Annotated in this window: 21 protein-coding genes; 17 read left to right on the forward strand and 4 right to left on the reverse strand. The window is 74.6% G+C overall.

The annotated features are described in order from the left end of the window. Nucleotides 1-55 precede the first annotated feature (55 nt). From glgP to BMW62_RS16825, 3 genes are all read left to right on the forward strand, one after another. A complete protein-coding gene (gene glgP, locus BMW62_RS16815) occupies nt 56-2605 on the forward strand; it encodes an alpha-glucan family phosphorylase (protein ID WP_091933195.1) in 2550 nt (849 codons plus the stop codon). Between the two features lie 122 nt (nt 2606-2727). Beyond that, entirely contained in the window at nt 2728-3684 is a 957-nt protein-coding gene (locus BMW62_RS16820) for an FHA domain-containing protein (protein ID WP_091933198.1), read from the forward strand. Nucleotides 3685-3798: 114 nt separating this feature from the next. Beyond that, nucleotides 3799-4320, forward strand: a complete 522-nt coding sequence (locus BMW62_RS16825) for a hypothetical protein (RefSeq protein WP_091933200.1) — start codon at nt 3799-3801, stop codon at nt 4318-4320. A gap of 3 nt (nt 4321-4323) precedes the next feature. On the opposite strand, the gene glgX is transcribed toward BMW62_RS16825, so the two are convergent. After that, a complete protein-coding gene (gene glgX / locus BMW62_RS16830) occupies nt 4324-6474 on the reverse strand; it encodes a glycogen debranching protein GlgX (protein WP_091933203.1) in 2151 nt (716 codons plus the stop codon). A gap of 70 nt (nt 6475-6544) precedes the next feature. Between glgX and BMW62_RS16835 the strand changes: the two genes are divergently transcribed. From BMW62_RS16835 to ligA, 10 genes are all read left to right on the forward strand, one after another. Beyond that, a complete protein-coding gene (locus tag BMW62_RS16835; RefSeq protein ID WP_244524103.1) occupies nt 6545-7351 on the forward strand; it encodes an ABC transporter ATP-binding protein in 807 nt (268 codons plus the stop codon). Nucleotides 7352-7361: 10 nt separating this feature from the next. After that, nucleotides 7362-8150, forward strand: a complete 789-nt coding sequence (locus tag BMW62_RS16840; protein WP_091933343.1) for an enoyl-CoA hydratase/isomerase family protein — start codon at nt 7362-7364, stop codon at nt 8148-8150. A 6-nt stretch (nt 8151-8156) separates the two neighbouring features. Further along, nucleotides 8157-9269 (forward strand): L-cysteine desulfhydrase Cds1, encoded by a 1113-nt coding sequence (locus BMW62_RS16845; protein ID WP_091933208.1) that lies wholly within the window; start codon nt 8157-8159, stop codon nt 9267-9269. 116 nt (nt 9270-9385) lie between these two features. After that, on the forward strand, nt 9386-10165 hold the full coding sequence (locus tag BMW62_RS16850; protein ID WP_091933211.1) for an electron transfer flavoprotein subunit beta/FixA family protein: 780 nt from the start codon (nt 9386-9388) through the stop codon (nt 10163-10165). Nucleotides 10166-10199: 34 nt separating this feature from the next. Next, nucleotides 10200-11162: an electron transfer flavoprotein subunit alpha/FixB family protein gene (locus tag BMW62_RS16855; RefSeq protein WP_091933214.1), complete on the forward strand. Its 963-nt coding sequence runs from the start codon at nt 10200-10202 to the stop codon at nt 11160-11162. Nucleotides 11163-11324: 162 nt separating this feature from the next. Then, the gene (locus tag BMW62_RS16860; RefSeq protein ID WP_244524104.1) at nt 11325-12725 is read left to right on the forward strand and encodes an MFS transporter; all 1401 of its coding nucleotides are present in this window, start codon (nt 11325-11327) and stop codon (nt 12723-12725) included. Then, the gene (locus BMW62_RS16865) at nt 12722-13927 is read left to right on the forward strand and encodes a cysteine desulfurase family protein (RefSeq protein ID WP_091933220.1); all 1206 of its coding nucleotides are present in this window, start codon (nt 12722-12724) and stop codon (nt 13925-13927) included. Before BMW62_RS16860 ends, BMW62_RS16865 begins: the two co-directional genes overlap by 4 nt. After that, nucleotides 13924-15033: a tRNA 2-thiouridine(34) synthase MnmA gene (gene mnmA, locus BMW62_RS16870; protein WP_091933223.1), complete on the forward strand. Its 1110-nt coding sequence runs from the start codon at nt 13924-13926 to the stop codon at nt 15031-15033. Before BMW62_RS16865 ends, mnmA begins: the two co-directional genes overlap by 4 nt. After that, nucleotides 15030-16040, forward strand: a complete 1011-nt coding sequence (locus tag BMW62_RS16875) for a methionine synthase (protein WP_091933225.1) — start codon at nt 15030-15032, stop codon at nt 16038-16040. The genes mnmA and BMW62_RS16875 overlap by 4 nt, the downstream gene beginning before the upstream one ends. 63 nt (nt 16041-16103) lie before the next feature. After that, nucleotides 16104-18245, forward strand: a complete 2142-nt coding sequence (ligA, locus tag BMW62_RS16880) for an NAD-dependent DNA ligase LigA (RefSeq protein WP_091933227.1) — start codon at nt 16104-16106, stop codon at nt 18243-18245. A gap of 61 nt (nt 18246-18306) precedes the next feature. Here the strand turns inward: ligA and BMW62_RS16885 are convergent, their stop codons facing one another. Together BMW62_RS16885 and BMW62_RS16890 are read right to left on the reverse strand one after the other, a co-directional pair. Then, complete coding sequence (locus BMW62_RS16885; RefSeq protein ID WP_244524106.1) at nt 18307-20571, reverse strand: HNH endonuclease signature motif containing protein; 2265 nt, start codon at nt 20569-20571, stop codon at nt 18307-18309. Nucleotides 20572-20872: 301 nt separating this feature from the next. Then, complete coding sequence (locus BMW62_RS16890) at nt 20873-21547, reverse strand: ACT domain-containing protein (protein WP_091933229.1); 675 nt, start codon at nt 21545-21547, stop codon at nt 20873-20875. 169 nt (nt 21548-21716) lie between these two features. Between BMW62_RS16890 and gatC the strand changes: the two genes are divergently transcribed. From gatC to BMW62_RS22765, 4 genes are read left to right on the forward strand one after another with little or no spacing between them, the layout of a single operon-like run. Then, entirely contained in the window at nt 21717-22034 is a 318-nt protein-coding gene (gene gatC, locus BMW62_RS16895; protein WP_091933348.1) for an Asp-tRNA(Asn)/Glu-tRNA(Gln) amidotransferase subunit GatC, read from the forward strand. Nucleotides 22035-22039: 5 nt separating this feature from the next. Then, a complete protein-coding gene (gene gatA / locus BMW62_RS16900) occupies nt 22040-23569 on the forward strand; it encodes an Asp-tRNA(Asn)/Glu-tRNA(Gln) amidotransferase subunit GatA (RefSeq protein WP_091933351.1) in 1530 nt (509 codons plus the stop codon). Then, a complete protein-coding gene (gene gatB / locus BMW62_RS16905; RefSeq protein ID WP_091933231.1) occupies nt 23566-25065 on the forward strand; it encodes an Asp-tRNA(Asn)/Glu-tRNA(Gln) amidotransferase subunit GatB in 1500 nt (499 codons plus the stop codon). Before gatA ends, gatB begins: the two co-directional genes overlap by 4 nt. Before the next feature lie 13 nt (nt 25066-25078). Continuing rightward, nucleotides 25079-25243: a GNAT family N-acetyltransferase gene (locus BMW62_RS22765; protein ID WP_170852440.1), complete on the forward strand. Its 165-nt coding sequence runs from the start codon at nt 25079-25081 to the stop codon at nt 25241-25243. Between the two features lie 60 nt (nt 25244-25303). Here the strand turns inward: BMW62_RS22765 and BMW62_RS16910 are convergent, their stop codons facing one another. Further along, complete coding sequence (locus BMW62_RS16910) at nt 25304-26434, reverse strand: PQQ-dependent sugar dehydrogenase (protein ID WP_091933232.1); 1131 nt, start codon at nt 26432-26434, stop codon at nt 25304-25306. Nucleotides 26435-26486: the final 52 nt, after the last annotated feature.

Here is a 26486-nt window from a genome sequence, read left to right on the forward strand (position 1 = left end):
CCGGACGGTGCCCGACGCCCCTGCCGGTGGGCCCGGATCTCGCTAGGCTCGCCCGGTGCGAGCACTCCGTCGGTTCACCGTCCGCGCGGCTCTGCCGGAGCCGCTCCTGCCCCTGTCCCAGCTGGTGATGAACCTCCGCTGGTCCTGGCACGCCGAGTCCCGCGACCTCTTCGAGGCGCTGGACCCCGACCTCTGGCGCCGCTGCGGCGGCGACCCGGTCAAGGCGCTCGGCGAGGTGTCGGCCGAGCGGCTGGCCACCCTCGCCAAGGACCGGCGCTTCGTCCGCCGGCTGACCGACGCCGTCGACGACCTGGAGGAGTACCTCGCCACGCCGCGCTGGTACCAGTCGCTGGGGAACGAGGCGCCGCGCAGCATCGCCTACTTCTCCGCCGAGTTCGGCATCACCGAGGTGCTGCCGCAGTACTCCGGAGGGCTGGGCATCCTCGCCGGCGACCACCTCAAGGCCGCCTCCGACCTCGGCGTCCCGCTGATCGGCGTGGGCCTGCTCTACCGGGCCGGCTACTTCAGCCAGGGGCTGTCGGCCGACGGCTGGCAGCTCGAGCACTACCCGTCGCTGGACCCGCACGGCCTGCCCATCAAGCTGCTGCGCCAGGCGGACGGCTCGGCCGTGGTCATCACCGTGCCGTTGCCCGAGGGGCGCACGCTGCACGCCCACGTCTGGCGCGCGCAGGTGGGCCGGGTGTCGCTGCTGCTGCTCGACAGCGACATCGAGGAGAACTCGCCCGCCGAGCGGCTGGTGACCGACCGGCTCTACGGCGGCGACGAGGACCACCGCCTCCGCCAGGAGATGCTGCTGGGCATCGGCGGGGTGCGGGCGGTGCGCGCCCACTGCTCGCTGACCGGCACCCCGCAGCCGGAGGTCTTCCACGCCAATGAGGGCCACGCCGGCTTCCAGGGCGTCGAGCGCATCCGCGAGCTCAGCGAGGCGCACGGCCTGGGCTTCGCCGAGGCGCTGCAGGCCGTCCGCGCGGGCACCGTGTTCACCACCCACACACCGGTCCCGGCGGGCATCGACCGGTTTCCCAAGGCGCTCATCGAGCGCTACTTCACCGGGTTCGGCGTGCCGATGGACCAGCTGCTGCCGCTGGGCGCCGAGGACGACCCGGCGAAGTTCAACATGGCGCACATGGGCCTGCGGCTGGGCCAGCGGGCCAACGGCGTCAGCCAGCTGCACGGGCACGTCAGCCGCGGCATGTTCAACGACCTGTGGCCCGGCTTCGACGAGGGCGACGTGCCGATCGGCTCGATCACCAACGGGGTGCACGCCCCCACCTGGACCGCCCGCGAGCTGGTTGAGATGGGTACCCAGACCTCCAGCCAGGGCGACCCGGTGGAGGTCGACGGCGAGGTGCACTTCGACGGGGTCGACCGCATCCCGGCCGCCGAGCTGTGGGGCACCCGGCGCATGCTGCGCGCCCGCCTGGTCGAGGAGGTGCGCCGGCGCGTCCGGGAGACCGCGCTCTCGCGCGGGGCGACCGAGGCCGAGGTCGGCTGGACCGACAACGTCTTCGACCCCGACGTGCTCACCATCGGCTTCGCCCGCCGGGTGCCCTCCTACAAGCGCCTGACCCTGATGCTGCGCGACCCCGAGCGGCTCAAGGCGCTGCTGCTGGACCCCGAGCGCCCGGTGCAGCTGGTCATCGCCGGCAAGAGCCACCCGGCCGACGACGGCGGCAAGAAGCTGATCCAGCAGATGGTCGCGTTCGCCGACGACCCGGAGATCCGGCACCGCATCGCGTTCCTGCCCGGCTACGACATCGGCATGGCCCGCTACCTCTACTGGGGCTGCGACGTCTGGCTGAACAACCCGCTGCGCCCGCTCGAGGCCTGCGGGACCTCGGGCATGAAGGCGGCGCTCAACGGCGGGCTCAACCTCTCCATCCGCGACGGGTGGTGGGACGAGTGGTTCGACGGCCAGAACGGCTGGGCGATCCCGACCGCCGACGGCGTCGCCGACCCCGACCGTCGCGACGAGGTGGAGGCCCGGGCGATCTACGACCTGCTCGAGACCCAGGTGCTGCCGCGGTTCTACGAGACCGACCACGACGGGATCCCCGCCCGGTGGGTCGAGATGGTGCGGCACACGCTGCGGGAGACCGGCCCCCGCGTGCTGGCCACCCGCATGGTGCGCGACTACGTCCGCGACCTGTACGTGCCGGCCGCGGGCTCGGCCCGGACGATGGCCGCCGAGGGGTACGCCCCCGCCCGCACCGAGGCGTCGTGGCGGGCGCACCTGCTGGCCAACTGGAACGACGTCCGCGTGGCCCACGTGGAGGCGACCGGCGCCGGCGACACCCCGGAGATCGGCTCGACGCTGGCGCTGCGCGCCGAGGTGGAGCTCCCCGGGCTGCAGCCCGACGACGTCGAGGTGCAGGCCGCCTACGGCCGGGTCGACGACGCCGACGGGCTGCACGAGGTGACCACCGTGCCGATGAGCCACGAGCACACCGACGGCTCGCGGCACTGGTTCACCGCGACCCTCCCGCTGGAGCGGACGGGGGCCTTCGGGTACACCGTGCGGGTGCTCCCGCACTCCGAGCACCTGGCCGACCCGGCGGAGCTCGGCGTGGTCAGCACCGCCTGACGGAGAACCAGCGGGCACTCGGGCCACGCCGGTCACAGTGACCTCGTGTGACGTCGTCGCGCCCCGGCGTGGCGGTGGCCCGCGGCCAGCCAGAACGCTCGCGCATCACTAGGCTGGACGCCATGCCCGACCGCTGTGAAGTCCTCCCCGGAGATGCCGTCGTCGCGCGCCGTGGCGGCGGCCTGCTGTGGGTCGACGCTCCCGGCTCGCCCGCCCTCGTGTCGGCCCTGCACGCCTGCCTGGGTGTGTCGGGTCCCGGGGCCGACCGCGTGCTGGCCGCCGTGGCCGGCGAGGTGAGCTCGCTGGCCTCCGGTGGCGCCTCGTTCGCCCTCGTCCTCACGACCGACGCCGGTACCGGCGTCGCGCTCTGGGCGGGCAAGGGTCAGCCGGCCGTCGACGGCGTCCCGGTCTCCGGCTCGTCGATCGACGGGGGCAGCCTCGCCACCGGCATCTCGCTGGGGCAGTCGCTGTACGTCGGCCCCGGCCAGTCCGCGCCGCGCACCCCGCCGGGTGTGAGCTACGACCTGGTCGAGGGCACCGTGCCCGGCGGCGGCGCCACGCTGCACCTGGCCGGGGCGGCACCCGCCGCCGCGGCCGCGGCCCCGGCGGCGGCGCAGTCGTTCTCGGCGGGCACCGACTCCGGCTTCGGGTCGGGTGGCGCCTCGGCGTCCGCGGCCGCGGCCCGCCCCGAGTCGGGCGAGCAGACGGCCTTCTGGCGGCCCGAGTCGGCCGAAGCCACGCCGATCCTGCGCTTCGACGACGGCATGGTCGTCACCATCGACGAGGACCTGGTGCTCGGCCGGCGTCCCGACAACCACGAGATGGTGTCCAGCGGCTCGGCCCGCGCCGTCCCGATCGCCGACACCCAGAACGTGCTCTCCTCGGCCCACGCCGCGCTGACCCGCAGCGGCCGCGAGGTCTCGCTGGTCGACCTGGGCTCGCTCAACGGCACCCACGTCGCCGGCCCCGAGGCCACCGAGTGGACCCAGCTCGAGCCCGGAGTGGCCCACCCGCTCTCCGACGGCGACCGCCTGCTGCTGGGCTGGACCGTCATCACCTTCGAGCAGCCCCAGGAGTAGGCCCAAGCGTTGAACGCCGGTGGCCCAGAACCTCTGAGGTTCTGGGCCGCCGGCGTTCTACGACGTCTCCCGGCTCTCTCGACGGCTCCGGCCGGCGTGAGGTGGGATGCGCCCGTGCACATCGAAGCCTTCGCCGACGACCTCGCCCTCAGCTCGCCGACCCGGCTCCCGGTGACAGCCCGCCGGTCGTCGCAGAAGGTGCTGCTGGTCCTCCTGTCGGGCCGCATGTGGGTGCGCGACGCCGACGGGCGGCGCCGGGAGATCACGGGACCGACGTGGGTGGTCTGGTACCCCGGCGAGACGCTGGAGTACGGCGCCCACGGCGCCACGGTGCACTGGGTGTTCGCCGCGCCGACCGGGCCGGTGCCGACCGGGTCGCCGCGACCGGGCTCGCTGGTGCGCCTGCGGGACGTCCGGGATGACGACGGGGTCGAGGACGCGCTCCTGGTCGACTACCTGGACGACTCGCCGGACGGGTCCGGGCCCCTGTCGGTGGTCGCGGACGGCGCCGGCAGCGGCATCGGGGTTAACGCGCTCACCGACGTCCTGCAGGTCGTGGACGAGGCGGACGAGGACCTGCGCGGCTGGTCGTACGGGCCCGGGCACGACCACCCGCTGCGTCTCGACCGGAGCTGACCGTCAGGGGCGGCGCTCGACCCGCAGCAACCAGACACACCGGCCGGGCAGCTCCACCGGCCCCGGTGGCAGGAACGTGAGCGCCGGGGGGGCGCCGCGGGCGTACTCCGTCGAGAGCACCAGCTCGTAGCCGTCCGCCCATGGCGGGCCGGGCAGCTCGACGGTCACCGGGTCGGGCCCCGCGTGCAGCTGCACCAGGTAGGAGTCGTCGACCACCGGGTGGCCGTGCTCGTCGCGGTGCCGGATGCCGCGGCCGTCGAGGTACATGCCGACGGTCTGCAGTCCGGTGTCGAACCAGTCCGCGGTGGTGAGCTGGCCGCCGCCCGGCGCGAACCAGGCGAGGTCGCGGGTGCCCTCGGTGCCCGCCAGCTCGTGGCCCTCGAAGAACGCCTCCTGCCGCAGCACCGGGGCGCCGCGCCGCAGCCGGACCAGCCGGGTGACGAAGGCGAGCAGGTCCTCGTGGGCGGCCGCCCAGTCCAGCCAGGAGATCTCGTTGTCCTGGCAGTAGGCGTTGTTGTTGCCGCCCTGCGTGCGGCCGAGCTCGTCACCGGCGGTGAGCATCGGCACCCCGGTGGAGAGCAGCAGGGTGGCCAGCAGGTTGCGCACCTGGCGGGCGCGCAGGGCGAGCACCTCGGGGTCGTCGGTCGGCCCCTCGACGCCGCAGTTCCAGTTCCGGTTGTGGCTCTCGCCGTCCCGGTTCTCCTCGCCGTTGGCCTCGTTGCGTTTGCGCTCGTAGGTGACCAGGTCGGCGAGCGGGAAGCCGTCGTGCGCGGTGACGAAGTTGATGCTGGCGAACGGGCGGCGGCCGTCGGAGCGGTAGAGGTCCGAGGAGCCGGTCAGCCGGTAGGCGAGGTCGCGCACGCCGACGTGGGCGCCGGACCACACGTCCCGCACGGTGTCGCGGTACTTGCCGTTCCACTCCGTCCACGGGGGTGGGAAGTTGCCGACCTGGTAGCCGCCGGGGCCGACGTCCCACGGCTCGGCGATCAGCTTCACCTGGCTGACCACCGGGTCCTGGTGCACGACGTCGAAGAACGCCGACAGCCGGTCGACGTCGTGCATCGACCGGGCGAGTGCCGAGGCGAGGTCGAAGCGGAAGCCGTCGACGTGCATCTCGGTCACCCAGTAGCGCAGCGAGTCCATGAGCAGGCCGAGCACCGCCGGCCGGCGCACGTCGAGGGTGTTCCCGCAGCCGGTGTAGTCGGTGTAGCGGGCGGGGTTGCCGCCGTCGAGCCGGTAGTAGCCCGGGTTGTCGATGCCCTTGAACGACAGCGTGGGCCCGGTGTGGTCGCCCTCGGCCGTGTGGTTGTAGACGACGTCGAGGATCACCTCGATCCCGGCGGCGTGCAGCTCCTTCACCATCGTCTTGAACTCGGTGACCTGCTGGCCACCGCTGCCCGCGGCGCTGTAGGCGGCGTGCGGCGCGAAGTAGCCGAGCGTGTTGTAGCCCCAGTAGTTGGTCAGCCCGCGGCGCAGCAGGTGCGGCTCGCTGACGAAGTGGTGCACCGGCAGGAGCTCCACCGCCGTCACGCCGAGCGCGAGCAGGTGCTCGACGAACGCCGGGTGGGCGAGGCCGGCGTAGGTGCCGCGCAGGTGCGGCGGCACGCCCGGGTGCCGGGCGGTCGCGCCCTTGACGTGCACCTCGTAGATGACGGTGTCCGACCAGGAGCGCCGCAGCGGGCGGTCGCCGTCCCAGGGGAAGGGGTCGTGGACGACGACGCCGCGGGGCACGTGCGGCGCGGAGTCCTGGTCGTCGGGGACGGCGGAGTCGGGGTGCTCGAAGGGGTGCCCGAACAGCGCGGTGTGCAGCCGCAGCCCGCCGTCGACGGCCCGCGCGTAGGGGTCGAGCAGCAGCTTGGCCGGGTTGTAGCGGGAACCGGACGACGGGTCGTAGCCGCCGTGCACCCGGTAGCCGTAGCGCTGCCCCGGGCCGACGCCCGGGAGCCGGCCGTGCCAGATCTGGTGGGTGGTCTCCTCCAGGCGGTGCCGGTGCTCGGTGCCGTCGGGGTCGAACAGGCACAGGTCCACGGCGGAGGCGCCGGCCGACCACAGCGCGAAGTTCGTCCCGCGGCCGTCCCACACCGCACCGAGGGGTGCGGGTGCGCCGGGCAGCACGTCGGGGAGCAGGTGTCCGGCCGCTGCGTGTTCGGTCACCGGGCGATCGTGCCTGGTCCCCGCCCGCAGCGGGCGCACCGACCGGCGCGAGGGTTGGTTGGATGGGGGCGTGCCGAATGCTGACGCCCTCGCGGGGGCGGTCGTACGGATGACCGGGGTCGACGTCGTGCGGGGCGAGAACCACCTGCTCCGCGGCGTCGACTGGGTGGTGGAGGAGGACCACCGCTGGGTCGTCCTCGGCCCCAACGGGGCGGGGAAGACCACGCTCCTGCAGTTGGCCGCCGCGCAGCTGCACCCGACGCGGGGCGAGGTGCGGCTGCTGGGCGAGACGCTCGGCGCCGTCGACGTCTTCGAGCTGCGGCCCCGCATCGGGCTGACCAGCGCCTCGCTCGCCCAGCGGATCGCGCCGTCGGAGAAGACCGGCGACATCGTCGTCTCGGCCGGCTACGCCGTCGTCGGCCGGTGGCGGGAGCGCTACGACGTCCACGACCTGACCCGGGCCGGGCTGCTCATGGCGCAGTGGGGCGTGGCCCAGTACGCGCACCGGCCGTTCGGCACGCTCAGCGAGGGGGAGCGCAAGCGCACCCAGATCGCCCGTGCGCTGATGCCCGATCCCGAGCTGCTGCTGCTCGACGAGCCCGGTGCGGGCCTCGACCTCGGGGGGCGCGAGGACCTCGTGGCCCGGCTGTCGGACCTGGCGCGGTACCACTACGCGCCCGCGCAGGTACTGGTCACCCACCACGTCGAGGAGATCCCGCCGGGCTACACCCACGCGCTGCTGCTGCGGGAGGGGGAGGTCGTGGCCTCCGGCGCGGCCGACGACGTCCTCACCGCCGGGCACCTCTCCGACACCTTCGGGCTCCCGCTCGAGCTCAGCCGCACCGATGGCCGCTTCACCGCTCGCCGGGCTCGCTAGGGTGCCGTCCATGGCATCGACGCCCGAGTTCGTGACCCTGCAGGTGGCCGACGCGGTGGGCACCATCCGCCTCGACCGGCCGAAGATGAACGCGATCGACGAGCAGCTGCACAGGGAGGTCAGGGCCGCGGCGCTCGAAGCCGGGGAGCGGGCCGACGTGCGCGCCGTCGTGCTCTACGGCGGCGAGCGGGTCTTCGCCGCGGGCGCCGACATCAAGACGATGTCGCAGCTGGACGGGCGGTCGATGGAGGCCTGGGGCCGCGAGCTGCAGAACTCCTTTCGCGCGGTGGCGCAGATCCCGAAGCCGGTCATCGCCGCGGTCACCGGCTACGCGCTGGGCGGTGGCTACGAGCTGGCGCTGTGCGCGGACTTCCGGGTGCTCGGCGCGGGCGCGAAGGTCGGCCAGCCCGAGATCCTGCTCGGCATCATCCCGGGCGCCGGCGGCACCCAGCGGCTGGCCCGGCTGGTCGGCCCGGCCCGGGCCAAGGACCTGGTCTTCACCGGCCGGCACGTCGGCGCGGAGGAGGCCCTGGAGATGGGGCTGGCCGACGCCGTCGTCCCCGACGCCGAGGTCTACGACACCGCGCTGGCCATGGCGCGCAAGCTCGCCGCCGGCCCGCCGCTGGCCCTGGCCGCCGCGAAGCGGGCGATCGACGAGGGGCTGGACCTGCCCCTGGACCAGGGGCTGGACCTGGAGAGCCGGCTGTTCACCGAGCTGTTCGACACCGAGGACCAGCAGTCCGGGATGCGCTCGTTCCTGGAGAGCGGCCCGGGCAAGGCCGAGTTCAGCGGCCGCTGAACCGGCGTGGACGACGTCGTCGACCGGTCCGACCCCGGCGGCCGGGCCTGGGTCGACCGGGCGGTCGCCGTCGTCGAGGCCGACGCGCGGCGGAGCGCTGACACGCACCTGCTGGTCTACCCGCTGCCGCCCGAGTGGGGCGTCGACCTCTACCTGAAGGACGAGTCGACCCACCCCACCGGCAGCCTCAAGCACCGGCTGGCCCGGTCGCTGTTCCTGTACGGGCTCTGCTCCGGGCAGATCACCGAGGGCAGCACGGTCGTCGAGGCCTCCAGCGGGTCGACGGCGGTGAGCGAGGCCTACTTCGCCCGCATGCTCGGCCTGCCCTTCGTCGCGGTGATGCCGCGCTCCACCAGCCCGGAGAAGATCGCGCTCATCGAGTTCCACGGCGGCCGGTGCCACTTCGTCGACCGGGCGCCCGACATCTACGAGGAGGCCCGCCGGCTGGCCGCCGACTGCGGGGGCCACTACCTCGACCAGTTCACCTACGCGGAGCGGGCCACCGACTGGCGCGGCAACAACAACATCGCCGAGTCGATCTTCGAGCAGCTCGCCGCCGAGCGGCACCCGGTCCCCGAATGGGTCGTCGTGGGCGCCGGCACGGGAGGCACGAGCGCCACCATCGGCCGGTACATCCGCTACCGCCGCCACCCCACCCGGCTGGCCGTCGTCGACCCGGAGAACTCCGCCTTCCTGCCCGGTTACGCGGCCGGCGACCCCGCGTGGACCACCGGGACCCCGTCGCGGATCGAGGGCATCGGCCGGCCGCGGGTCGAGCCCTCGTTCGTCCCGACGATCGTCGACCGGATGATCGGCGTGCCGGACGCCGCCTCGCTGGCGGCCATGCGGCACCTGGAGCGGGTGACCGGGCGCCGGGCGGGCGGGTCCACGGGCACCAACCTGTGGGGGGCCTTCGGCTTGGTCGCCGAGATGGTCGCCGCGGGCCGCCGCGGGAGCGTCGTGACGCTGCTGTGCGACGGCGGCGAGCGGTACGCGCGCACGTACTACTCCGACGACTGGGTGGCGGCCCAGGGGCTGGACCTGGCGCCGCACGAGGAGACGCTCGAGCGGTTCGCCGCGGCGGGGGAGTGGGCGACCCCACCGGTCACTCCGGCGTGATGTGCCTCACCCGCCCCTCGTGCCGCGGCGGCGTTACCCCGCAGTAGCCTCCATCATCAGAGCCAGGCGGGCCTCGTGCCCGCATCCTGAACGCGTCCTGAGGAAGGTTCAGCGCGATGAACATCGTCGTTCTTGTCAAGCAGGTCCCGGACTCGGGAAGTGAGCGGAAGCTGGACCCGGCCGACAACACCGTCGACCGGGCGGCTGCCGACAACGTGATCAACGAGATGGACGAGTACGCCATCGAGGAGGCGCTCACCCTCAAGGAGGCGCAGGGCGGCGAGGTCACCGTGCTGACCGTCGGCCCCGAGTCCGCCACCGACGCCATCCGCAAGGCGCTGTCCATGGGCGCCGACAAGGCCGTGCACGTCATCGACGACGCGATCCACGGCTCGTGCGCGGTGCAGACCTCCGCGGTTCTCGCCGCGGCGCTGGGCCAGATGGAGTACGACCTGGTCATGTGCGGCGCGGAGGCCACCGACGCGCAGCTGTCGGTCATGCCCGCCCTGCTCGCCGAGCGCCTCGGCCTCCCGCAGCTCTCCGGGGCCCGCAAGGTCACCATCGAGGGCGGCACCGCGAAGGTGGAGCGGCAGACCGACGGCGGCTTCTGGGCTCTCGAGGCCCCGCTCCCGGCGATCATCTCGACCTGGGACACGATCAACGAGCCGCGCTACCCCTCGTTCAAGGGGATCATGGCCGCGAAGAAGAAGCCGGTGGAGACCAAGACCCTGGCCGACCTGGGCGTCGACGCCGGCAGCGTCGGCCTGGCCAGCGCCACCAGCAAGGTGCTCGACTTCGCCGGCCGCCCGCCGAAGGGCGAGGGCGTCAAGGTGACCGACGAGGGCGACGGCGCGCAGAAGTTCGTCGACTACCTCGCCGGCCAGAAGATCGTCTGACCCCGCCCGGATCGAAGGAAGAGGAGAACACCCCATGGCAGAGGTCCTGGTCCTTGCCGAGCTCAACCCGGCCGGTGGCGGCGTCCGCAAGACCACCCTGGAAGCCCTGACCGCGGCGCGCGCGCTCGGTGAGCCGTCGGCCGTCGTCCTCGGTGCGCCGGGCACGGCCGCCGGCGTGAAGGACGTCCTCGCGGAGTACGGCGCCGCGACCGTCTACGTCGCCGAGTCCGAGGACGTCGAGGCCTACCTGGTGGCCCCCAAGGCCGAGGTGCTGGCGCAGCTGGTGAGCGAGAAGTCGCCCGCCGCCGTCGTCATCCCCTCCTCGCCGGAGGGCAAGGAGATCGCCGCCCGCCTGGCCATCAAGACCGGCAGCGGCTTCCTCACCGACGTCACCGAGATCGCCTCCGACGGCACCGCCACCCAGGCGGCGTTCGCCGGGGCGACCATCGTGCACTCGCAGGTGACGGTCGGCACCCCGATCTACACGCTCCGCGGCAACTCGGTCACCCCCGAGCCGGCCCCGGCCGCCGGTGCCGAGCAGACCGTGGACGTCGCGGTGAGCGACGCGGCCAAGCAGGTCCGCGTCGTCGAGCGCGTCGTCGAGCAGAAGAGCAACCGTCCCGAGCTCACCGAGGCCTCGATCGTCGTCTCCGGTGGCCGCGGTGTGGCCAGCGCCGAGAACTTCTCGATCATCGAGGGCCTGGCCGACTCGCTCGGTGCGGCCGTCGGTGCCTCGCGCGCCGCGGTCGACTCCGGCTTCTACCCGCACAGCTTCCAGGTGGGGCAGACCGGCAAGACCGTCTCCCCGCAGCTGTACGTGGCCGTCGGCATCTCCGGTGCCATCCAGCACCGCGCCGGCATGCAGACCAGCAAGACGATCGTCGCCATCAACAAGGACCCCGAGGCGCCGATCTTCGAGCTGGCCGACTTCGGGGTCATCGGTGACCTGAACACGGTCGTGCCGGCCGCCACCGAGCAGATCAACGCCCGCAAATAAAACACCCCGTCCCCCTCACGCCTCGCTCCGCTCGGCGTGAGCCTCTGGACGGGGCGGCCGGTCCAGCACGTTGCCCTCGAGGGCCGGTTCCCGTGAGGGGCCGGCCCTCGACGCATGTCCGGTGACGGGAAGCAGCCGGGGGCACGGGTGGTTGGGCACGGCGTGGACACCGGAGCGCCCCCGGCGCTGTTCGACCGGGCGCACCGGCTCACCACCGCCGGGCTGCTGATGCTGGTCACCTTCGTCGCCTTCGAGGCGATGGCGGTGGCGACGGCGATGCCGACCGCGGTCGCCGAGCTGGACGGGCTGGCCTGGTACGCGTGGCCGTTCAGCGCGTTCCTCGTCGCCTCGGTGGTCGGGATGGTGCTCGGCGGCGACCTCGGTGACCGCCGCGGGTCCCGGGTGGCGCTGCTGACCGGTGTGGCGGTGTTCGCGGCGGGACTGCTCGCCGCCGGCGTCTCGGGGCACATGGCCGTGTTCGTCGCGGCCCGGGCGCTGCAGGGTGTCGGCGGCGGCGTCATCGCCGTCTCGCTGTACGTGGTGGCCGGGCAGGCGTTCGCGCCGGGGCTGCGGCCGCGGCTGTTCGGCGCGTTCGCCGCCGCGTGGGTGCTGCCGGCGCTGGTCGGCCCGGTCGTCGCCGGGCTGCTCACTACCCACCTCACCTGGCGGCTGGTCTTCCTCGGCCTGCTGCCGCTGATCCTCCTGGGCCTCGGCCTGGTGCTTCCCGCCGTCCGCGTGCTGCCCCGGCCCGCCGGAGCCGCGGCGCCCGCCTCCGCCCGCCGCTGGTGGGCGCTGCTGGCCGGAGTGGGCATCAGCGCCCTGCAGTACGCGGGCCAGCGCCTGGACCTCCTGGCGGCCGGGATCGCCGTCGCCGGGTTGCTGGCCCTGGTCGCCGGCCTGCGCCCGCTGCTGCCGCCCGGGACCGCCGTCGCCCGCCCGGGGCTGCCCGCGGTGGTCGCCGGCCGCGGGCTGCTGGCCGGCGCCTTCTTCGGCATGGACGCCCTGCTGCCGCTGGCGCTCACCGAGCTGCACGGCTACTCGGCCACCGCGGCGGGGATCCCCCTCACCGCCGGGGCCCTGGGCTGGGCCACCGCCTCGCAGCTGCAGGGCCGCAACCCGCACTGGTCGCGGGTGCGGCTGCTGCGGCTCGGGTTCGGGGTGCTCACCGCCGGGCTGCTGGCCACCGCCGCCATCGCCGTCCCCGGGGTCGGCGGGTGGCCGGCCTACGCAAGCTGGGCCGTCGCCGGGCTCGGCATGGGCCTGGGGATGCCGAGCCTCAGCGTGCTGCTGCTCGAACGCTCGTCGGACGCGACCCGCGGCGAGGACTCCGCGGCCTTCCAGATCGCCGACGTCACCGGCGCCGCCGCCTGCATCGGCGTGGTCGGGGTGCTCGTCGCCGCGGCCGCGGCCGGCACGCTCTCGCTCCCGGCGGCCGTGCTGGCCGGTGTGGTGCTGCTCTCGGCCGTGGCGGTCGCGGGTGCGGTGCTCGCCCCGCGGGCGGATGGTCCTCCGGCGGCGACGGCCGGCCCGGCCGTGCCCGCGACTACATTGAGCGCGTCATGACCTACTCGGAACCGGTCTACCTCGACCACGCGGCGACCACGCCGATGCTGCCCGAGGTGCTGGCCGCGATGACCGGCCAGCTCGGTCGCGTGGGCAACGCCTCGTCGCTGCACGCCAGCGGCCGGGCGGCGCGCCGCGCCGCGGAGCAGGCCCGCGAGCGGCTGGCCGAGGCGCTGGGCGCCCGGCCGTCGGAGGTGCTGTTCACCGGCGGCGGCACCGAGAGCGACAACCTCGCGGTCAAGGGGCTGTTCTGGGCCCGGCGCGAGGCGGACTCCCGCCGTCGCCGGATCGTCGTCAGCCCGGCCGAGCACCACGCCGTCCTGGACAGCGTCGAGTGGCTGGCCAAGCACGAGGGCGCCGAGGTCACCTGGCTGCCCGTGGAGCCCTCGGGCCGGGTGACCCCGCGCGCGCTGGCCGAGGCGCTCGGCGACGGCAGCGACGTCGCCGTCGCCAGCGTCATGTGGGCCAACAACGAGATCGGCGCGGTGAGCGACGTCGCCGCCCTCGCGGCCACCGCGCACGACGTCGGCGTGCCGTTCCACACCGACGCGGTGCAGGCGGTCGGGCAGGTGCTGGTCGACTTCGGCGCCAGCGGGGTCGACGCCCTCACCATGACCGGGCACAAGCTGGGCGGCCCGATGGGCGCCGGCGCGCTCCTGCTGCGCCGCGACGCCGAGTGCACCCCCCTGCTGCACGGCGGCGGCCAGGAGCGCGACGTCCGCTCCGGCACGCTCGACGTCGCCGCCATCGTCGGGCTGGCGGTGGCGGCGGACGCGGCGGTGCACGGCCGCGTCGAGCGGGCCGCCGAGCTGGCGAGGCTGCGCGACCGGCTGGTGGCCGGCGTCGCCGAGCAGGTGCCCGACGCGCAGCTCAACGGCCCGGCGCTCGACGACGTCGTGCGCTCCGGGCCCGGCCGGCTGCCCGGCAACGCCCACCTGTCGTTCCCCGGCGCCGAGGGTGACGCGCTGCTCATGCTGCTGGACGCCCGGGGCATCGAGTGCTCGACCGGCTCGGCGTGCAGCGCCGGGGTGGCCCGGCCCAGCCACGTGCTGCTGGCCGTCGGCGCCGACCCCGACCGGGCCCGCAGCTCGCTGCGGTTCAGCCTCGGGCACACCAGCACCGACGCCGACGTCGACGCTCTCCTCGACGTCGTCGCACCGGTGGTCGAGCGGGCCCGGCGGGCCGGGACGGGGCGCCGGTGAGGGTCCTCGCCGCGATGAGTGGCGGTGTGGACTCCGCCGTGGCCGCGGCCCTCGCCGTCGACGCCGGGCACGACGTCACCGGCGTGCACCTGGCGCTCTCCCCGGACCGGCAGACGTTGCGCAGCGGCGCCCGCGGGTGCTGCAGCGTCGAGGACGCGCACGACGCCCGCCGGGTGGCGGACGAGCTCGGCATCCCCTTCTACGTGTGGGATCTGGCCGAGCGGTTCACCGAGGACGTCGTCGACGACTTCGTCGCCGAGTACGCCGCCGGGCGCACCCCCAACCCCTGCCTGCGCTGCAACGAGAAGATCAAGTTCTCCGCGGTGCTCGACCGGGCGCGGGCGCTGGGCTTCGACGCCGTCGTCACCGGGCACCACGCCCGGCTGGCCGACGGCGAGCTGCGGCGGTCGGTCGACGCCGCCAAGGACCAGTCCTACGTGCTCGGGGTGCTCACCGCCGAGCAGCTGGCGGCGGCGGTGTTCCCGCTCGGCGGGATGACCAAGGACCGGGTGCGGGAGATCGCCGCCGAACGCGGTTTCGCGGTGGCCACCAAGGCCGACTCGCACGACATCTGCTTCATCCCCGACGGCGACACCCGCGGCTTCCTGGCCCGCCGGCTGGGCGAGCAGCCGGGCCCGGTGGTCGACGCCGCCACCGGCGCGACGGTGGGGGAGCACGCGGGCGCCTACGGGTTCACCGTCGGCCAGCGGCGCGGGCTCGGGGTCACCGCCGGCGACTCGCGGCCGCGCTACGTGCTGGGCATCGAGCCGGTGACCCGCACGGTGACCATCGGCACCGCCGACCTCGCCGGGGTGGGCCGCATCGTCACCGCCGCCCCCACGTGGACCGGGGCGCCGCCGGAGCTGCCGTTCCGGGCGGAGGTGCAGCTGCGCGCGCACGGCACCCCCGTCCCGTGCGAGGTGACCGGCGACGAGGCCGGTGGGCTGCGGATCCTGCTCGACGAGCAGCAGCGCGGGGTGGCCGCCGGGCAGTCCGCGGTGCTCTACGCCCCCGACCCCGAGCGCGGTGATCTGGTCCTCGGGCAGGCCGCGATCCGGACCACCGGTGACCGTGCCGCGACGGCCGGCCGGGAGCCGTCGGCGTGAGCGCCCCCGTCGAGGAGCCGGAGCCGGCCGGGGTGCCGTGGGGTCCGGCCTGCGGGGTGGGCTCGCTGCCGGGCAGCGACCCGGCCGAGGCGGTGCGCACCGTGGTGGGCGAGCTGCCGGGCTTCGCGCACCTCCCCGAGCTGCCCGGTCGGGGTGCCGGCGCCGACATGCTCGGGCGCACCGCCGCCCTGCTCGTCGACCTCGCCGTCGACCTGACCCCGGCGGGCTGGCGGCTCGTCCCGCGGCCCGGCATCGACCAGCAGCGGGCCGAGGAGTTCCTCGCCCGCGACCTCGACGCCCTGCACGACGTCGCCGGGGACTGGACCGGGCCGTTCAAGCTGCAGGCCGCCGGGCCGTGGACCCTCGCCGCGGGGCTCGAGCGCACGCGGGGCGACCGCGCGGTCGTGGACCCGGGCGCCCGCCGCGACCTGGGCCAGTCGCTGGCCGAGGGGCTCGTCGCGCACGTAACGGCCGTGCAGGCCCGGGTGCCCGGTGCGCGGATCGTGGTGCAGCTCGACGAGCCGTCGGTGCCCGCCGTCCTCCAGGGCGCGCTGCCGACCGCCAGCGGGTTCGGGAAGCTGCCGGCGGTCGCCGAGGACATCCTGGAGCAGGAGCTGGCCGCCGTCGTGCGGGCGCTGCCCGGCCCCGTGGTCGTGCACTGCTGCGCGCCGCGGATGCCGCTGGGGCTGTTCCGCGCCGCCGGTGCGGCCGGGCTCTCGTTCGACCTGGGCCTGGTGCAGGACCTCGACGCGGTGGGGGAGGCGGTGGACGCGGGCGTGCACCTGCTGCCCGGCGTCGTCCCCGGCACCGACGCCGCGCTGCCGGCGCCGAAGGCGACGGCGACGCGCGTGCAGGCGTGGTGGCGCGAGCTCGGTTTCGCCGCCGACCGGCTGCCGGACGCGGTGACCCTGACCCCGGCGTGCGGCCTGGCCGGGGCCTCGCCGTCCTACGCCCGCGCCGCGATGCGCCAGGTGCGCGAGGCGGCGAAGTACCTGCTCCCCGGCTGACGACCCGGACACCGGCCGGGTGAGCGCCGGTTCGCCGTCGTACCGGCCGGATACCGTTCGACCGTGAGCACCGACGCCGACCTCGTCGAACCGTCCGTCACCCCGGTGGCCGACCGCGAGGACCTCACCGAGGTCCCCGACGACGTGCGCACCCGGCACCGCGACCTCTCCGAGGAGCTGGACCGGTACGCGTTCGCCTACTACGTGCGCGACGAGCCGCTGATCAGCGACGGCCAGTACGACGAGCTCATGGGCGAGCTGAAGACGATCGAGGCCGCGCACCCGGCGCTGGTCACGCCCGATTCGCCCAGCCAGAAGGTCAACGGCGGCTTCACCGCCACCTTCGCGCCGGTGCAGCACCTGGAGCGGATGCAGAGCCTCGACAACGCCTTCAGCAGCGACGAGCTGTCGGCCTGGGCGGCGCGGGCCGAGCGGGAGGGGGCGGCAGGGGGCGGCTACCTCTGCGAGCTGAAGGTCGACGGTGTGGCCGTGGACCTGGTCTACGAGAAGGGCCGCCTGGTCCGCGCCGCCACCCGGGGCGACGGCGTGACGGGGGAGGACGTCACCGCGAACGTCCGCACGATGCGCGACGTCCCTCAGCAGCTCATGGGGGAGGACGTGCCCGAGCTGCTCGAGGTCCGCGGCGAGATCTACTTCCCGGTGGCGGCGTTCGCCGACGTCAACGCGGCCATGGTGGAGCAGGGGCGGCCGCCGTTCGCCAACCCGCGCAACGCCGCGGCCGGCTCGCTGCGCCAGAAGGACCCGAAGGTCACCGCGTCCCGCCCGCTGCGGCTGGTGGTCCACGGCCTGGGCGCCCGCACCGGGTTCGAGCCGGAGCGCCAGTCGGCCGCGTACGAGGGCCTGCGGGCGCTCGGCCTGCCGGTGAGCGATCGCTTCGAGGTCGTGGCCGACCTCGAGGGCGTGTGGGCCTACATCGAGCGCTACCGCGAGCAGCGGCACTCGGTGGAGCACGAGATCGACGGCGTCGTGGTGAAGGTCGACCAGGTGGCGCTGCAGCGGCGGCTGGGCTCGACCTCCCGGGCGCCGCGCTGGGCGATCGCGTTCAAGTACCCGCCGGAGGAGGCGACGACGAAGCTCGTCGACATCCGGGTCAACGTGGGGCGCACCGGCCGGGTGACGCCGTTCGCGTTCATGGAGCCGGTGAAGGTGGCCGGCTCGACGGTGCAGCTGGCCACGCTGCACAACGCGAGCGAGGTGAAGCGGAAGGGCGTGCTGATCGGCGACACCGTCGTCATCCGGAAGGCGGGTGACGTGATCCCCGAGGTGCTCGGCCCGGTGGTCGCGGCCCGCACGGGCGACGAGCGCGAGTTCGTGATGCCGACCCACTGCCCGGAGTGCGGCACCGAGCTGCGGCCGGAGAAGGAGGGCGACGCCGACATCCGCTGCCCCAATGCGCGGTCCTGCCCGGCGCAGTTGCGGGAGCGGGTCTTCCACGTGGCCGGGCGCGGGGCGTTCGACATCGAGAACCTCGGGTACGAGGCGGCGGTCGCGCTGCTGCAGAGCCGGCTGCTCACCGACGAGGGCGACCTGTTCTTCCTGGACGAGGAGCAGCTGCAGCGCTCGGCGTTCTTCACGCGCAAGAACGGCACGCTGTCGGCCAACGGCGCCAAGCTGCTCACCAACCTGCAGGCCCGCCGCGACGTACCGCTGTGGCGGGTGCTCGTGGCGCTGTCCATCCGGCACGTGGGCCCCACCGCTGCGCAGGCGCTGGCCCGTGACTTCCGCTCGATGGACCGGATCATGGCCGCGACGGAGGAGGAGCTGGCCGCCGCCGACGGGGTCGGACCGACGATCGCGCGGTCCGTGCGCGACTGGTTCGCCGTCGACTGGCACTGCGACGTCGTGGAGAAGTGGCGGCAGGCCGGCGTGCGCATGGCCGACGCGGCCGAGGACGCGCCGCCCGGTCCCCTCACCGGCGTCACCGTCGTGGTCACCGGCTCGCTGCGCGACTTCAGCCGCGACCAGGCGATCGCGGCGATCCAGGAGCGGGGCGGCAAGGTGACCGGCTCGGTGTCGAAGAAGACCGGCTTCGTCGTGGTGGGCGCCGACCCCGGCAGCAAGTACGACAAGGCCGTCCAGGTGAAGGCGCCGATCCTCGACGACGACGGCTTCCGCGTGCTGCTCCACCAGGGCCCGGATGCCGCCCGCGAGGTCGCGACCATCGGCGACGGCAGCGAGCAGTAGCCCTCGGCGACCGTGCCCGCATCGTGGCGCCCTGCCGTCGGCCGCGCCAGCGGTCGACCGGTCAGAACGGCGGGGGAGTGGTCGTCGCGGTCAGGCCGGTCGGGGTGGTGACGGTCAGCCGCCCGTCGGGTGCCAACTCGTACCGCCACCCCGGCGCCTGGTGCTTGCCCCGGTGGTGGCCGGTGCAGAAACCGGTGAGGTTCTCCGCACTGGTCGGCCCCTCGGGCCAGGGGCGGTCGTGGTCGAGCTCCCCGCCGAGCGGCACGCGCCGGCGGCAGCCGGGGAAGCGGCAGCGGCGGTCGCGGGTACGGAGATACCGGTCGAGCGCGGCGCCGGGGCGGTACCCGTCGGTCGGGCCGGGTGGTCCGAGCCCCGGACGGCCGGTGAGGTCGTGCATGCACCGGGCCGGCGCGCGGCGGCAGGCGGCGTCGTCGCAGTGGGCCAGGCGGCGCAGCTCACGGCTGTCGGTGAGTGCGAGCAGCGCGCCGGTGAGCTCGTCGATCACCGCGATCCGTGGCCGGTCGACGAGCGTCCCGCCGCCGCTGGCGTCGAGCAGCGCGGCCAGGGCTGCCCGGCAGGTCTCCTCGGCCGCGGCGCACGCCTCCAGGTCGCTCGGGGCACCGGTTACCCGGCCGGCGGCGCTGCGCAGCCAGGTGCTCTCGTCCTCGCGGTCGGCGCGCTGGGCGTCGTCCACCGTCCGGCGGGCGTGACCGATCGCCCGGTTCATGTAGAGCAGGGCATCCGCGGCAGCCTGCAGGGACCCGTGTGCGGTTGCCCAGCGAGCGGATGCGGCGCTGTCGTCGTCGTCGCCGCCGTCGCCGCCGTCGCCGTCGTTGCGGAGACCCGTCCTGGGAGCTGGGTCCGCTGCGGGCCGGTGATCGGGTGCTGTTTCGGGTTGGAAGCCGGAGTCGCCCGAACCCGGGCTGGAATCGGGGTCGCGTTCTGAGCCGGAGCTAGGACCGGGGTCGCGTCCTGGTCCCGAGCCGGCATCGAGGTCAGCGGGCTGCGCCAGGTCGGCGAAGGCACCGGCGCGCTCGAACCAGGCCTCGAAGGGTGCCTCCTCGGCCCAGCGCCGGAGCAGCTCGTCCTCCGGGGTGTAGTCCGCGCCGCCCCATTCGCCCCGGAGCGCGCGGGTCTCGACCTCCGCCCACCACCGCTCGTTGGCCTCCCGCCATTCCGCAGGCCAGGTGCGGAGCGGCCAAGCTTCGGTGGGGCAGACGTCGTCCGGCCAGGCATCGGTGGGGCGGACGTCGTCCGGCCAGGCATCGACCGGGCGGTCATCCGTCGGCGGGGGAGCGGCAGTGGGCGCGCTCGTGGTGCTGGCCTCGCCGGGATCCGGCGCCGCCCCGGGCAGCAGGCCCAAGGCGCGGGCGAGGGCGCGGACGACCTCGGCCGGCACCGGCTCACCGCCGATCTCGCCGGGCTGGTCGCCACCGAGCAGGGCCCGCACCCCGGCCACCACGGTCAGCTGCGCCTGCACGGCGGGGAGGTCGTTCTCCTCCGGCCGCAGCACCAGGTCGAGCAGGCAGTCGGCCATCTTCTGACCGCGGGTGCGGGAGTCATCCGGCTCGTCGAGCGCGTCGGCGTACCGGCCGAGCGCATCGAGCAGCGCCTGCGCCTCGGGCACCGTGAGGAGTGCGCCGAAGGCAGCCATGCCCTCGCGCCGATCGGACCGGACGGAGACCCCTCGCTCGCGCAGCGACGCCGCGAGCCGGGCGGCCACGTCGTGCGCATCGCGGGCCAGGCCGAGCCGGCGCGCCTTGGCGCCGAGCTGCGCCGGGGTGGTCACCCGGCCGGACATCCATGCGAGCAGTTCGCGCTCCACGGCGGCCCGCTTCGCCGCATCGGCGATGGGTGCCACCCGCTCCAGCATCGGCCAGAGGTGCCCCGGGTGGAGTTCCCCGCGCTCCAGTGCGGCCAACGTCGCCGGGAGTCGGTGCACCAGCGTGAGCGACCGGGTGAGCAGCTGCTCGGCGGCCTGGGCGGAGAGGGACAGCGCCACGACGAGCTCCTGCACCGCCCATTCGCTGACGTCGGCCAGCACCTCCGGCCGGGCGGCGCGGCGCGCCTCGCTCATCGCACCCGGCTGACCGGCCGGCCGGTCAGCCGACGCGGGACGGGCGGCGGCGAACTCGGCCACCGCCCGGGCGCGGATGGCGGTCTGACGGGCGATCTCGCGGTCGGCCGCCTGCACGGCCCCGAGCGGACCGGTGGCCCACCCGGCCGGCGGTGGGGAGACCGACGACGTGCCCGGCACCTCTCCGCCGGACGCGACTTCGGGCTCCGCCACCTCCTGTGCCGCCGCCTGCGCCATGTATTCGATCATACGTTCGAATGATCACCACCGCAACGGTTGGGACGTGCATGTGCCCAGGTCAGGGTCGGGGTGGCGGCGGTCGCGGTGAAGCCGCTCGCCGGAGGCGGGGGCGGGGGCGGCGACGTCAGGCGGGCGGCGCCAGACGGGCGAGGGCGTTCGGCTGGCGTGTGTACGGCACGTGAGAGGGACCTCCACCACCACGGATGTGCCGAAGGGGAGGTTCTGCTCGGCCATGACCCGGGTTGCGCGAACGCGCGGCGCCCTGAGCACCTGCGAAATGGACCCATGCCAGCACCCTCATCAGCCGTACTCAGGCAGGGGGCAGGTGCGCCACCGTCGTCGCGATGCCGGTGACGTGCGCCAGCCGGAGCAGCTCCGACCGGCGGAAGGCCGGCCCGCCGGAACGACCCAGCACGATCGCGCGGCCGGCTCCGTAGGGCACCGCCATCATCTCGATGGCCATCTCCTGCCACCGCTCGGGCAGCCACGGCTCGTCGCTGGGCAGCAGCCGCGGCCCCGTCAGCGGGAGCCACGGCAGGGTCAGGCCGGGGAAGGAGGGCGCGGCCTCCGACGCGGCGAGCACCGCACCCTCGTCCAGCGGGGCCGGCTGCCCCGCGTCGTCGAGGACCACCGCCCACCCGCTGTGGAAGACCCGCGGCAGCGAACTGGTCAGCAGCACGGTCGGCGGGCGGTCACCGCGGGCCAGGGCGTCCAGCAGGTCGAGCTCCCGGTGGGTGTCCAGCGGGCCGGCGAAAGGGCGCAGCGACTCCACCTGCACCCCGGGCACGGCCTGGGCGACGGTGATCAGGCTGTCGGGCAACCGGTCGCCGGGCAGGTCCACGACGACGTCGTCCACCGCGATGCCGTTGCCGCGCTCGAGCACGTCCAGCGAGACGATGTCGATGCCCGCGGTGCCGAGCGCCGTGGCGACGGCGCCGAGGATGCCCGGCCGGTCGGGCAGCACCAGGCGTAGGAGGTAGGACACGGTTCCTCCGGGGGAGTGCTCGCCGGTTCGGGCCGATCTCCGTCGATCGCGATCGGGGCGAGCCTCTCACGCTGACCAGGGCCGGGAGGCCTCCACGTACAGTGACCCGGTCACGTCCCGGGCCGAGAGCGGGCCGCCGGGCACTGCCGAAGTGGAGTTCCACCGCAGCATGAGCACCCCCTCCCCGAAGGGCCAACTGACCCGCGACGAGGTGGCCCACCTGGCGCACCTGTCCCGGCTCGCGGTGAGCGACGAGGAGCTGGACCTCTTCGCCGGCCAGCTCGCCGCCGTGCTGGACGCCGTCGCGCAGGTCGGCAAGGCCGACGTCGCCGACGTGCCGCCCACCACGCACGCGGTGCCGATGACCAACGTCATGCGTCCCGACGCCGTCCGGCCCAGCCTGCCCCGCGACGTCGTCCTCGACGGCGCGCCGGCGGCGGAGGACGACCGCTTCCGGGTGCCGCGGATCCTCGGGGAGGAGGCGTGAGCGACGTGACCGCCACGGACATCACCACCACCAGCGCCGCCGCGCTCGGCGAGGCGCTGCGGGCCGGTGAGCTCAGCTCGGTCGAGGTGACCCGGGCCTACCTCGACCGCATCGCCGCGACCGACGAGACGATCGGCGCCTACCTGCACGTCGACGCCGAGGCCGCGGTGGAGTCTGCGGAGGCGATCGACGCCGCCCGTGCGCGGGGCGAGGAGCTGGGTCCGCTCGCCGGCGTCCCGCTCGCGCTCAAGGACGTCGTCGTCACCGAGGGCGTGCCCACGACCAGCGGCTCGAAGATCCTGGAGGGTTGGCGGCCGCCGTACGACGCCACCCTCGCCGCCCGGCTGAAGGCCGCCGGCACGGTGCTGCTCGGCAAGACCAACATGGACGAGTTCGCGATGGGCTCCTCCACCGAGAACTCCGCCTACCGGGTCACCCGCAACCCCTGGGACACCGACCGCATCCCGGGCGGTTCGTCGGGTGGCTCCTCGGCCGCGGTCGCCGCCGGGCTCGCCCCGTGGGCGATCGGCACGGACACCGGCGGGTCGATCCGCCAGCCCGCCGCCGTCACCGGCCTGGTCGGCCACAAGCCCACCTACGGTTCGGTCTCCCGCTACGGGCTCATCGCGTTCTCCTCCAGCCTCGACCAGGCCGGCCCCATGACGCGCACGGTGCTGGACGCCGCGCTGCTGCACGAGGCGATCGCCGGGCACGACCCGCTGGACTCGACGAGCATCGACGCGCCGGTGCCCGTGCTGGCCGAGGCCGCCCGCCGCGGCGCCGGGGGCGACCTGGCCGGCCTGCGGGTCGGCGTCGTCACCGAGCTGGGCGGGGAGGGCCACACCGACGGGTACGAGCCCGGGGTGCTGGCGCGCGTCGCCGAGGCGGTCGCGCTACTGGAGGGCATGGGCGCCGAGGTGCGGCAGGTCTCCTGCCCGGCGTTCGACCTGGCGCTGCCGGCCTACTACCTGATCGCGCCGAGCGAGGCGTCGTCCAACCTGGCCCGCTTCGACGGCGTCCGGTACGGCCTGCGGGTCGGCGACGACGGCAGCCGCGACCTCGACGAGGTCATGGCGCTGACGCGCGAGCAGGGCTTCGGCCCCGAGGTGAAGCGCCGCATCATCCTCGGCACCTACGCGCTGTCCAGCGGCTACTACGAGGCCTACTACGGGCAGGCGCAGAAGGTCCGCACCCTGATCACGCGCAACTTCACCACCGCCTGGGACGACGTCGACGTGCTGGTCAGCCCGACCAGCCCGACGGTGGCCTGGTCGATCGGCGCCCGCGTGGACGACCCGATCGCCATGTACGCCGCCGACCTGTGCACGCTGCCGGCCAGCCTCGCGGGCATCCCGGCCATCTCGGTGCCGTGCGGGCTCTCCGAGGGTCTGCCCGTCGGCTTCCAGATCATGGCGCCGGCCCTGGCCGACGACCGCTGCTACCGGGTCGCGGCCGCGCTGGAGGCCGCGCAGGACGCGGCCCGCGGGCGCGCGCTGCTGACCGGGATCGGCTCGAAGGAGAACGCCCCCTCATGACCGACACCCTCGTGGACTACGACGAGGTCCTGACCCGCTACGAGCCGCTCATCGGCCTGGAGACCCACGTCGAGCTGGGCACCGCGTCGAAGATGTTCTGCGGTTGCTCGACCACCTTCGGCGCCGAGCCCAACACCCAGACCTGCCCGGTCTGCCTGGGGTTGCCCGGGTCGCTGCCCGTGGTCAACGCCGTCGCCATCGAGTCGACCATCCGCATCGGCCTGGCGTTGGGCTGCCGGATCGCGTCGTGGTCGCGCTTCGCGCGGAAGAACTACTTCTACCCGGACATCCCCAAGGGCTTCCAGACCAGCCAGTACGACGAGCCGCTGTGCACGGCCGGGCACCTGGACGTCGAGGTCGACGGCGAGACCTACCGCGTCGAGATCGAGCGGGTGCACATCGAGGAGGACACCGGCAAGAACCTGCACGTCGGTGGTGCCACCGGGCGCATCCACGGCGCCGACCACTCGCTGGTCGACTACAACCGCGCCGGCATCCCGCTGGTCGAGATCGTGACCCGCCCGATCCCGGGGACCGGGGCCAAGGCGCCCGAGGTCGCGAAGGCCTACGTCACCGAGCTGCGGGAGATCCTGCTGGCGCTCGGCGTCTCCGAGGTCCGGATGGAGCAGGGCAACCTGCGCTCGGACGTGAACACCTCGCTGGCGCCGATCGGCAGCCTGGAGTGGGGCACCCGCACCGAGACCAAGAACGTGAACTCGTTGCGCTCGGTGGAACGCTCGGTGCGCTTCGAGATGCGCCGCCAGGCCGTCGTCCTGGACGCCGGTCAGCGCGTGGTGCAGGAGACCCGGCACTTCCACGAGGACACCGGCAGCACGTCGGAGGGCCGCAGCAAGGAGGAGGCGACCGACTACCGGTACTTCCCCGAGCCCGACCTCGTGCCGCTCGCGCCGGACGAGGAGTGGATCGAGAAGCTCCGGGCCGCCCTGCCCGAGCTCCCGGCGGCCCGCCGCGCCCGGCTCCGCGACGAGTGGGGCATCTCGCCGACCGAGATGGCTTGGCTGGTCAACGCCGGCGCCGTCGAGCTGGTCAGCGACACCGTCGCCGCCGGCGCCGACCCGGCCGACGCGCGCAAGTGGTGGCTGGGCGAGCTGGCCCGTCGCGCCAACGACGCCAGCACCGACCTCGGCGAGCTGGCCGTCACCCCGGCGCAGGTCGCGGAGCTGATCGGCCTGGTCTCCGCCGGCACCATCAACGACCAGCTCGCCCGGCAGGCCCTGGACGGCGTGCTCGCCGGCGAGGGTGATCCGGCGGCGGTCGTCGAGTCCCGCGGCCTGGCCGTCATGGGCGAGTCCGACGAGCTCGTCGCCGCGGTCGATGCCGCCATCGAGGGCAACCCCGACGTCGCGGAGAAGGTGCGCGGCGGCAAGGTGCAGGCGATCGGCGCGCTGGTCGGCGCGGTCATGAAGACCACCCGCGGCAAGGCCGACGCTGCGACCGTGAAGCGGATGCTCGAGGAGCGGCTGATCGGCTCCTAGCATCCTCGGCGGCGTGGAGCTGCCCGAGGTCGAGCTGCGGCCGCTGCGGCGCGCCGACCTGCCGCTGCTGGCGCGGTGGCTCGCCGAGCCGCTGGTCAGCCGGTGGTGGCGGCCGACGAGGCCTCCTGGCGGGCGCTGCGGCGGGCGGGCGCCACCTGGTACGCCGACGGCGAGCTGAGCCTCGGACAACCCGGTGGACTCCCGGCAGCACGTCGTCCACCGCTTCGTGCGCTGATCCCTAGAGCGGGGAGTTCGGCTGACCGCCGGGCGGGCGGATCCGCAGCACCTTGTCGTCGTCCTCGGCGGGTGAGCCGAAGCCGTCGTGGTTGGACGTGGTCACCCAGAGCGCGCCCTCGGCATCGAGGACGACGGTGCGCAGCCGGCCGTACCGGCCGCCGAGCACCTCGTCGACGGCGCCGTCGACCGGGACGCCGTTCTGGTCGAGGGTGATGACGTGCACCCGCTGCCCGTCCAGGGCGCCGAGGAACACCGTGCCGTTCGCCACCGCGCAGCCGCCCAGCCCGCCCTCTTCGGCGGGGACCGTCAGCAGGGCGACGCCCGGGCCGTCCTCCTGGACGATGTCCACCTCGTCGGGGCCCTCGCGCGCCTCGTCGGTCGCGTACAGCCGTTCCCCGTCCTGGCAGAGCGCCGTCACGTCGCGGTATCCCCAGCTGTACACCGGGCTGAGGCTCTGCACCGCGCGCCCGAAGACGTCGATGCGCAGCACCTTGCCGGCCAGCGACTCCGGGTCCGCCGCGAGCGCCGGGTCCCCGGTGTCGCCGGTGCCGACGTAGAGGTGCCCGTCGGCGCCGGTCATCAGCGCGCCGCCGTTGCCGGTCTCGCCGCGCGGGATGCCGGTGAGCACCGGGTTCGGCGTCCCCCCGATCGGGAAGCGCACCACCCGGTTGTCGGTCGCCGTGGTGATGTAGGCGAACAGCAGCCCGTCCTCGAGGAAGGTGGGGGAGAGCGCCAGCCCCAGGAGCCCGCCGTCGCCGCTGGTGTCCAGCCCCGGCACGGTCATGAGCTCCACGGCCGGCGACCGGTCGGGGAAGACCTGCAGCAGCCGCCCGGTGTCCCGCTCGCCGACGACGGCCGAGCCGTCGGGCAGCAGCACCAGGCCGGTGGGCACGCTCAGCCCGCTGGCGACCACGTTGGGGTCGCCCTGCTCCTCGCCCGAGCCGGGCTGCGCGGGGTCCGCGGGCGGCGGCAGGGTCGCCGTGGGCGGGCCGACCTGCGGCGGAGGGCCCTCCGGCAGCGGGCGGAAGGGGCCGGCGGGTTCGTAGCCGCCACCGCCGCAGCCGGCCAGCAGCAGGCCGGCGAGCAGCGCGGCGGCCGCGCGCGGTGCGCTCCGCGCCCTCGTCCGCCTCACCCGGCCCAGAGTACGTGCGGCGGACGCGCGGCCGGGGTGCGCACGCGGGCGC

It is taken from the genome of Blastococcus sp. DSM 46786 (genome assembly GCF_900109665.1).
Classification (GTDB): domain Bacteria; phylum Actinomycetota; class Actinomycetes; order Mycobacteriales; family Geodermatophilaceae; genus Blastococcus; species Blastococcus carthaginiensis.

Bases quoted from the DNA above. Each gene is read 5' to 3' on its own strand.
- BMW62_RS16820 (WP_091933198.1), top strand. From the start codon at position 2,728: ATGCCCGACCGCTGTGAAGTCCTCCCCGGAGATGCCGTCGTCGCGCGC.
- gatC (WP_091933348.1), top strand. From the start codon at position 21,717: ATGAGCACCCCCTCCCCGAAGGGCCAACTGACCCGCGACGAGGTGGCC.
- BMW62_RS16855 (WP_091933214.1), top strand. From the start codon at position 10,200: ATGGCAGAGGTCCTGGTCCTTGCCGAGCTCAACCCGGCCGGTGGCGGC.
- BMW62_RS16885 (WP_244524106.1), bottom strand. From the start codon at position 20,571: ATGATCGAATACATGGCGCAGGCGGCGGCACAGGAGGTGGCGGAGCCC.
- BMW62_RS16865 (WP_091933220.1), top strand. From the start codon at position 12,722: ATGACCTACTCGGAACCGGTCTACCTCGACCACGCGGCGACCACGCCG.
- BMW62_RS16840 (WP_091933343.1), top strand. From the start codon at position 7,362: ATGGCATCGACGCCCGAGTTCGTGACCCTGCAGGTGGCCGACGCGGTG.
- gatB (WP_091933231.1), top strand. From the start codon at position 23,566: ATGACCGACACCCTCGTGGACTACGACGAGGTCCTGACCCGCTACGAG.
- BMW62_RS16850 (WP_091933211.1), top strand. From the start codon at position 9,386: ATGAACATCGTCGTTCTTGTCAAGCAGGTCCCGGACTCGGGAAGTGAG.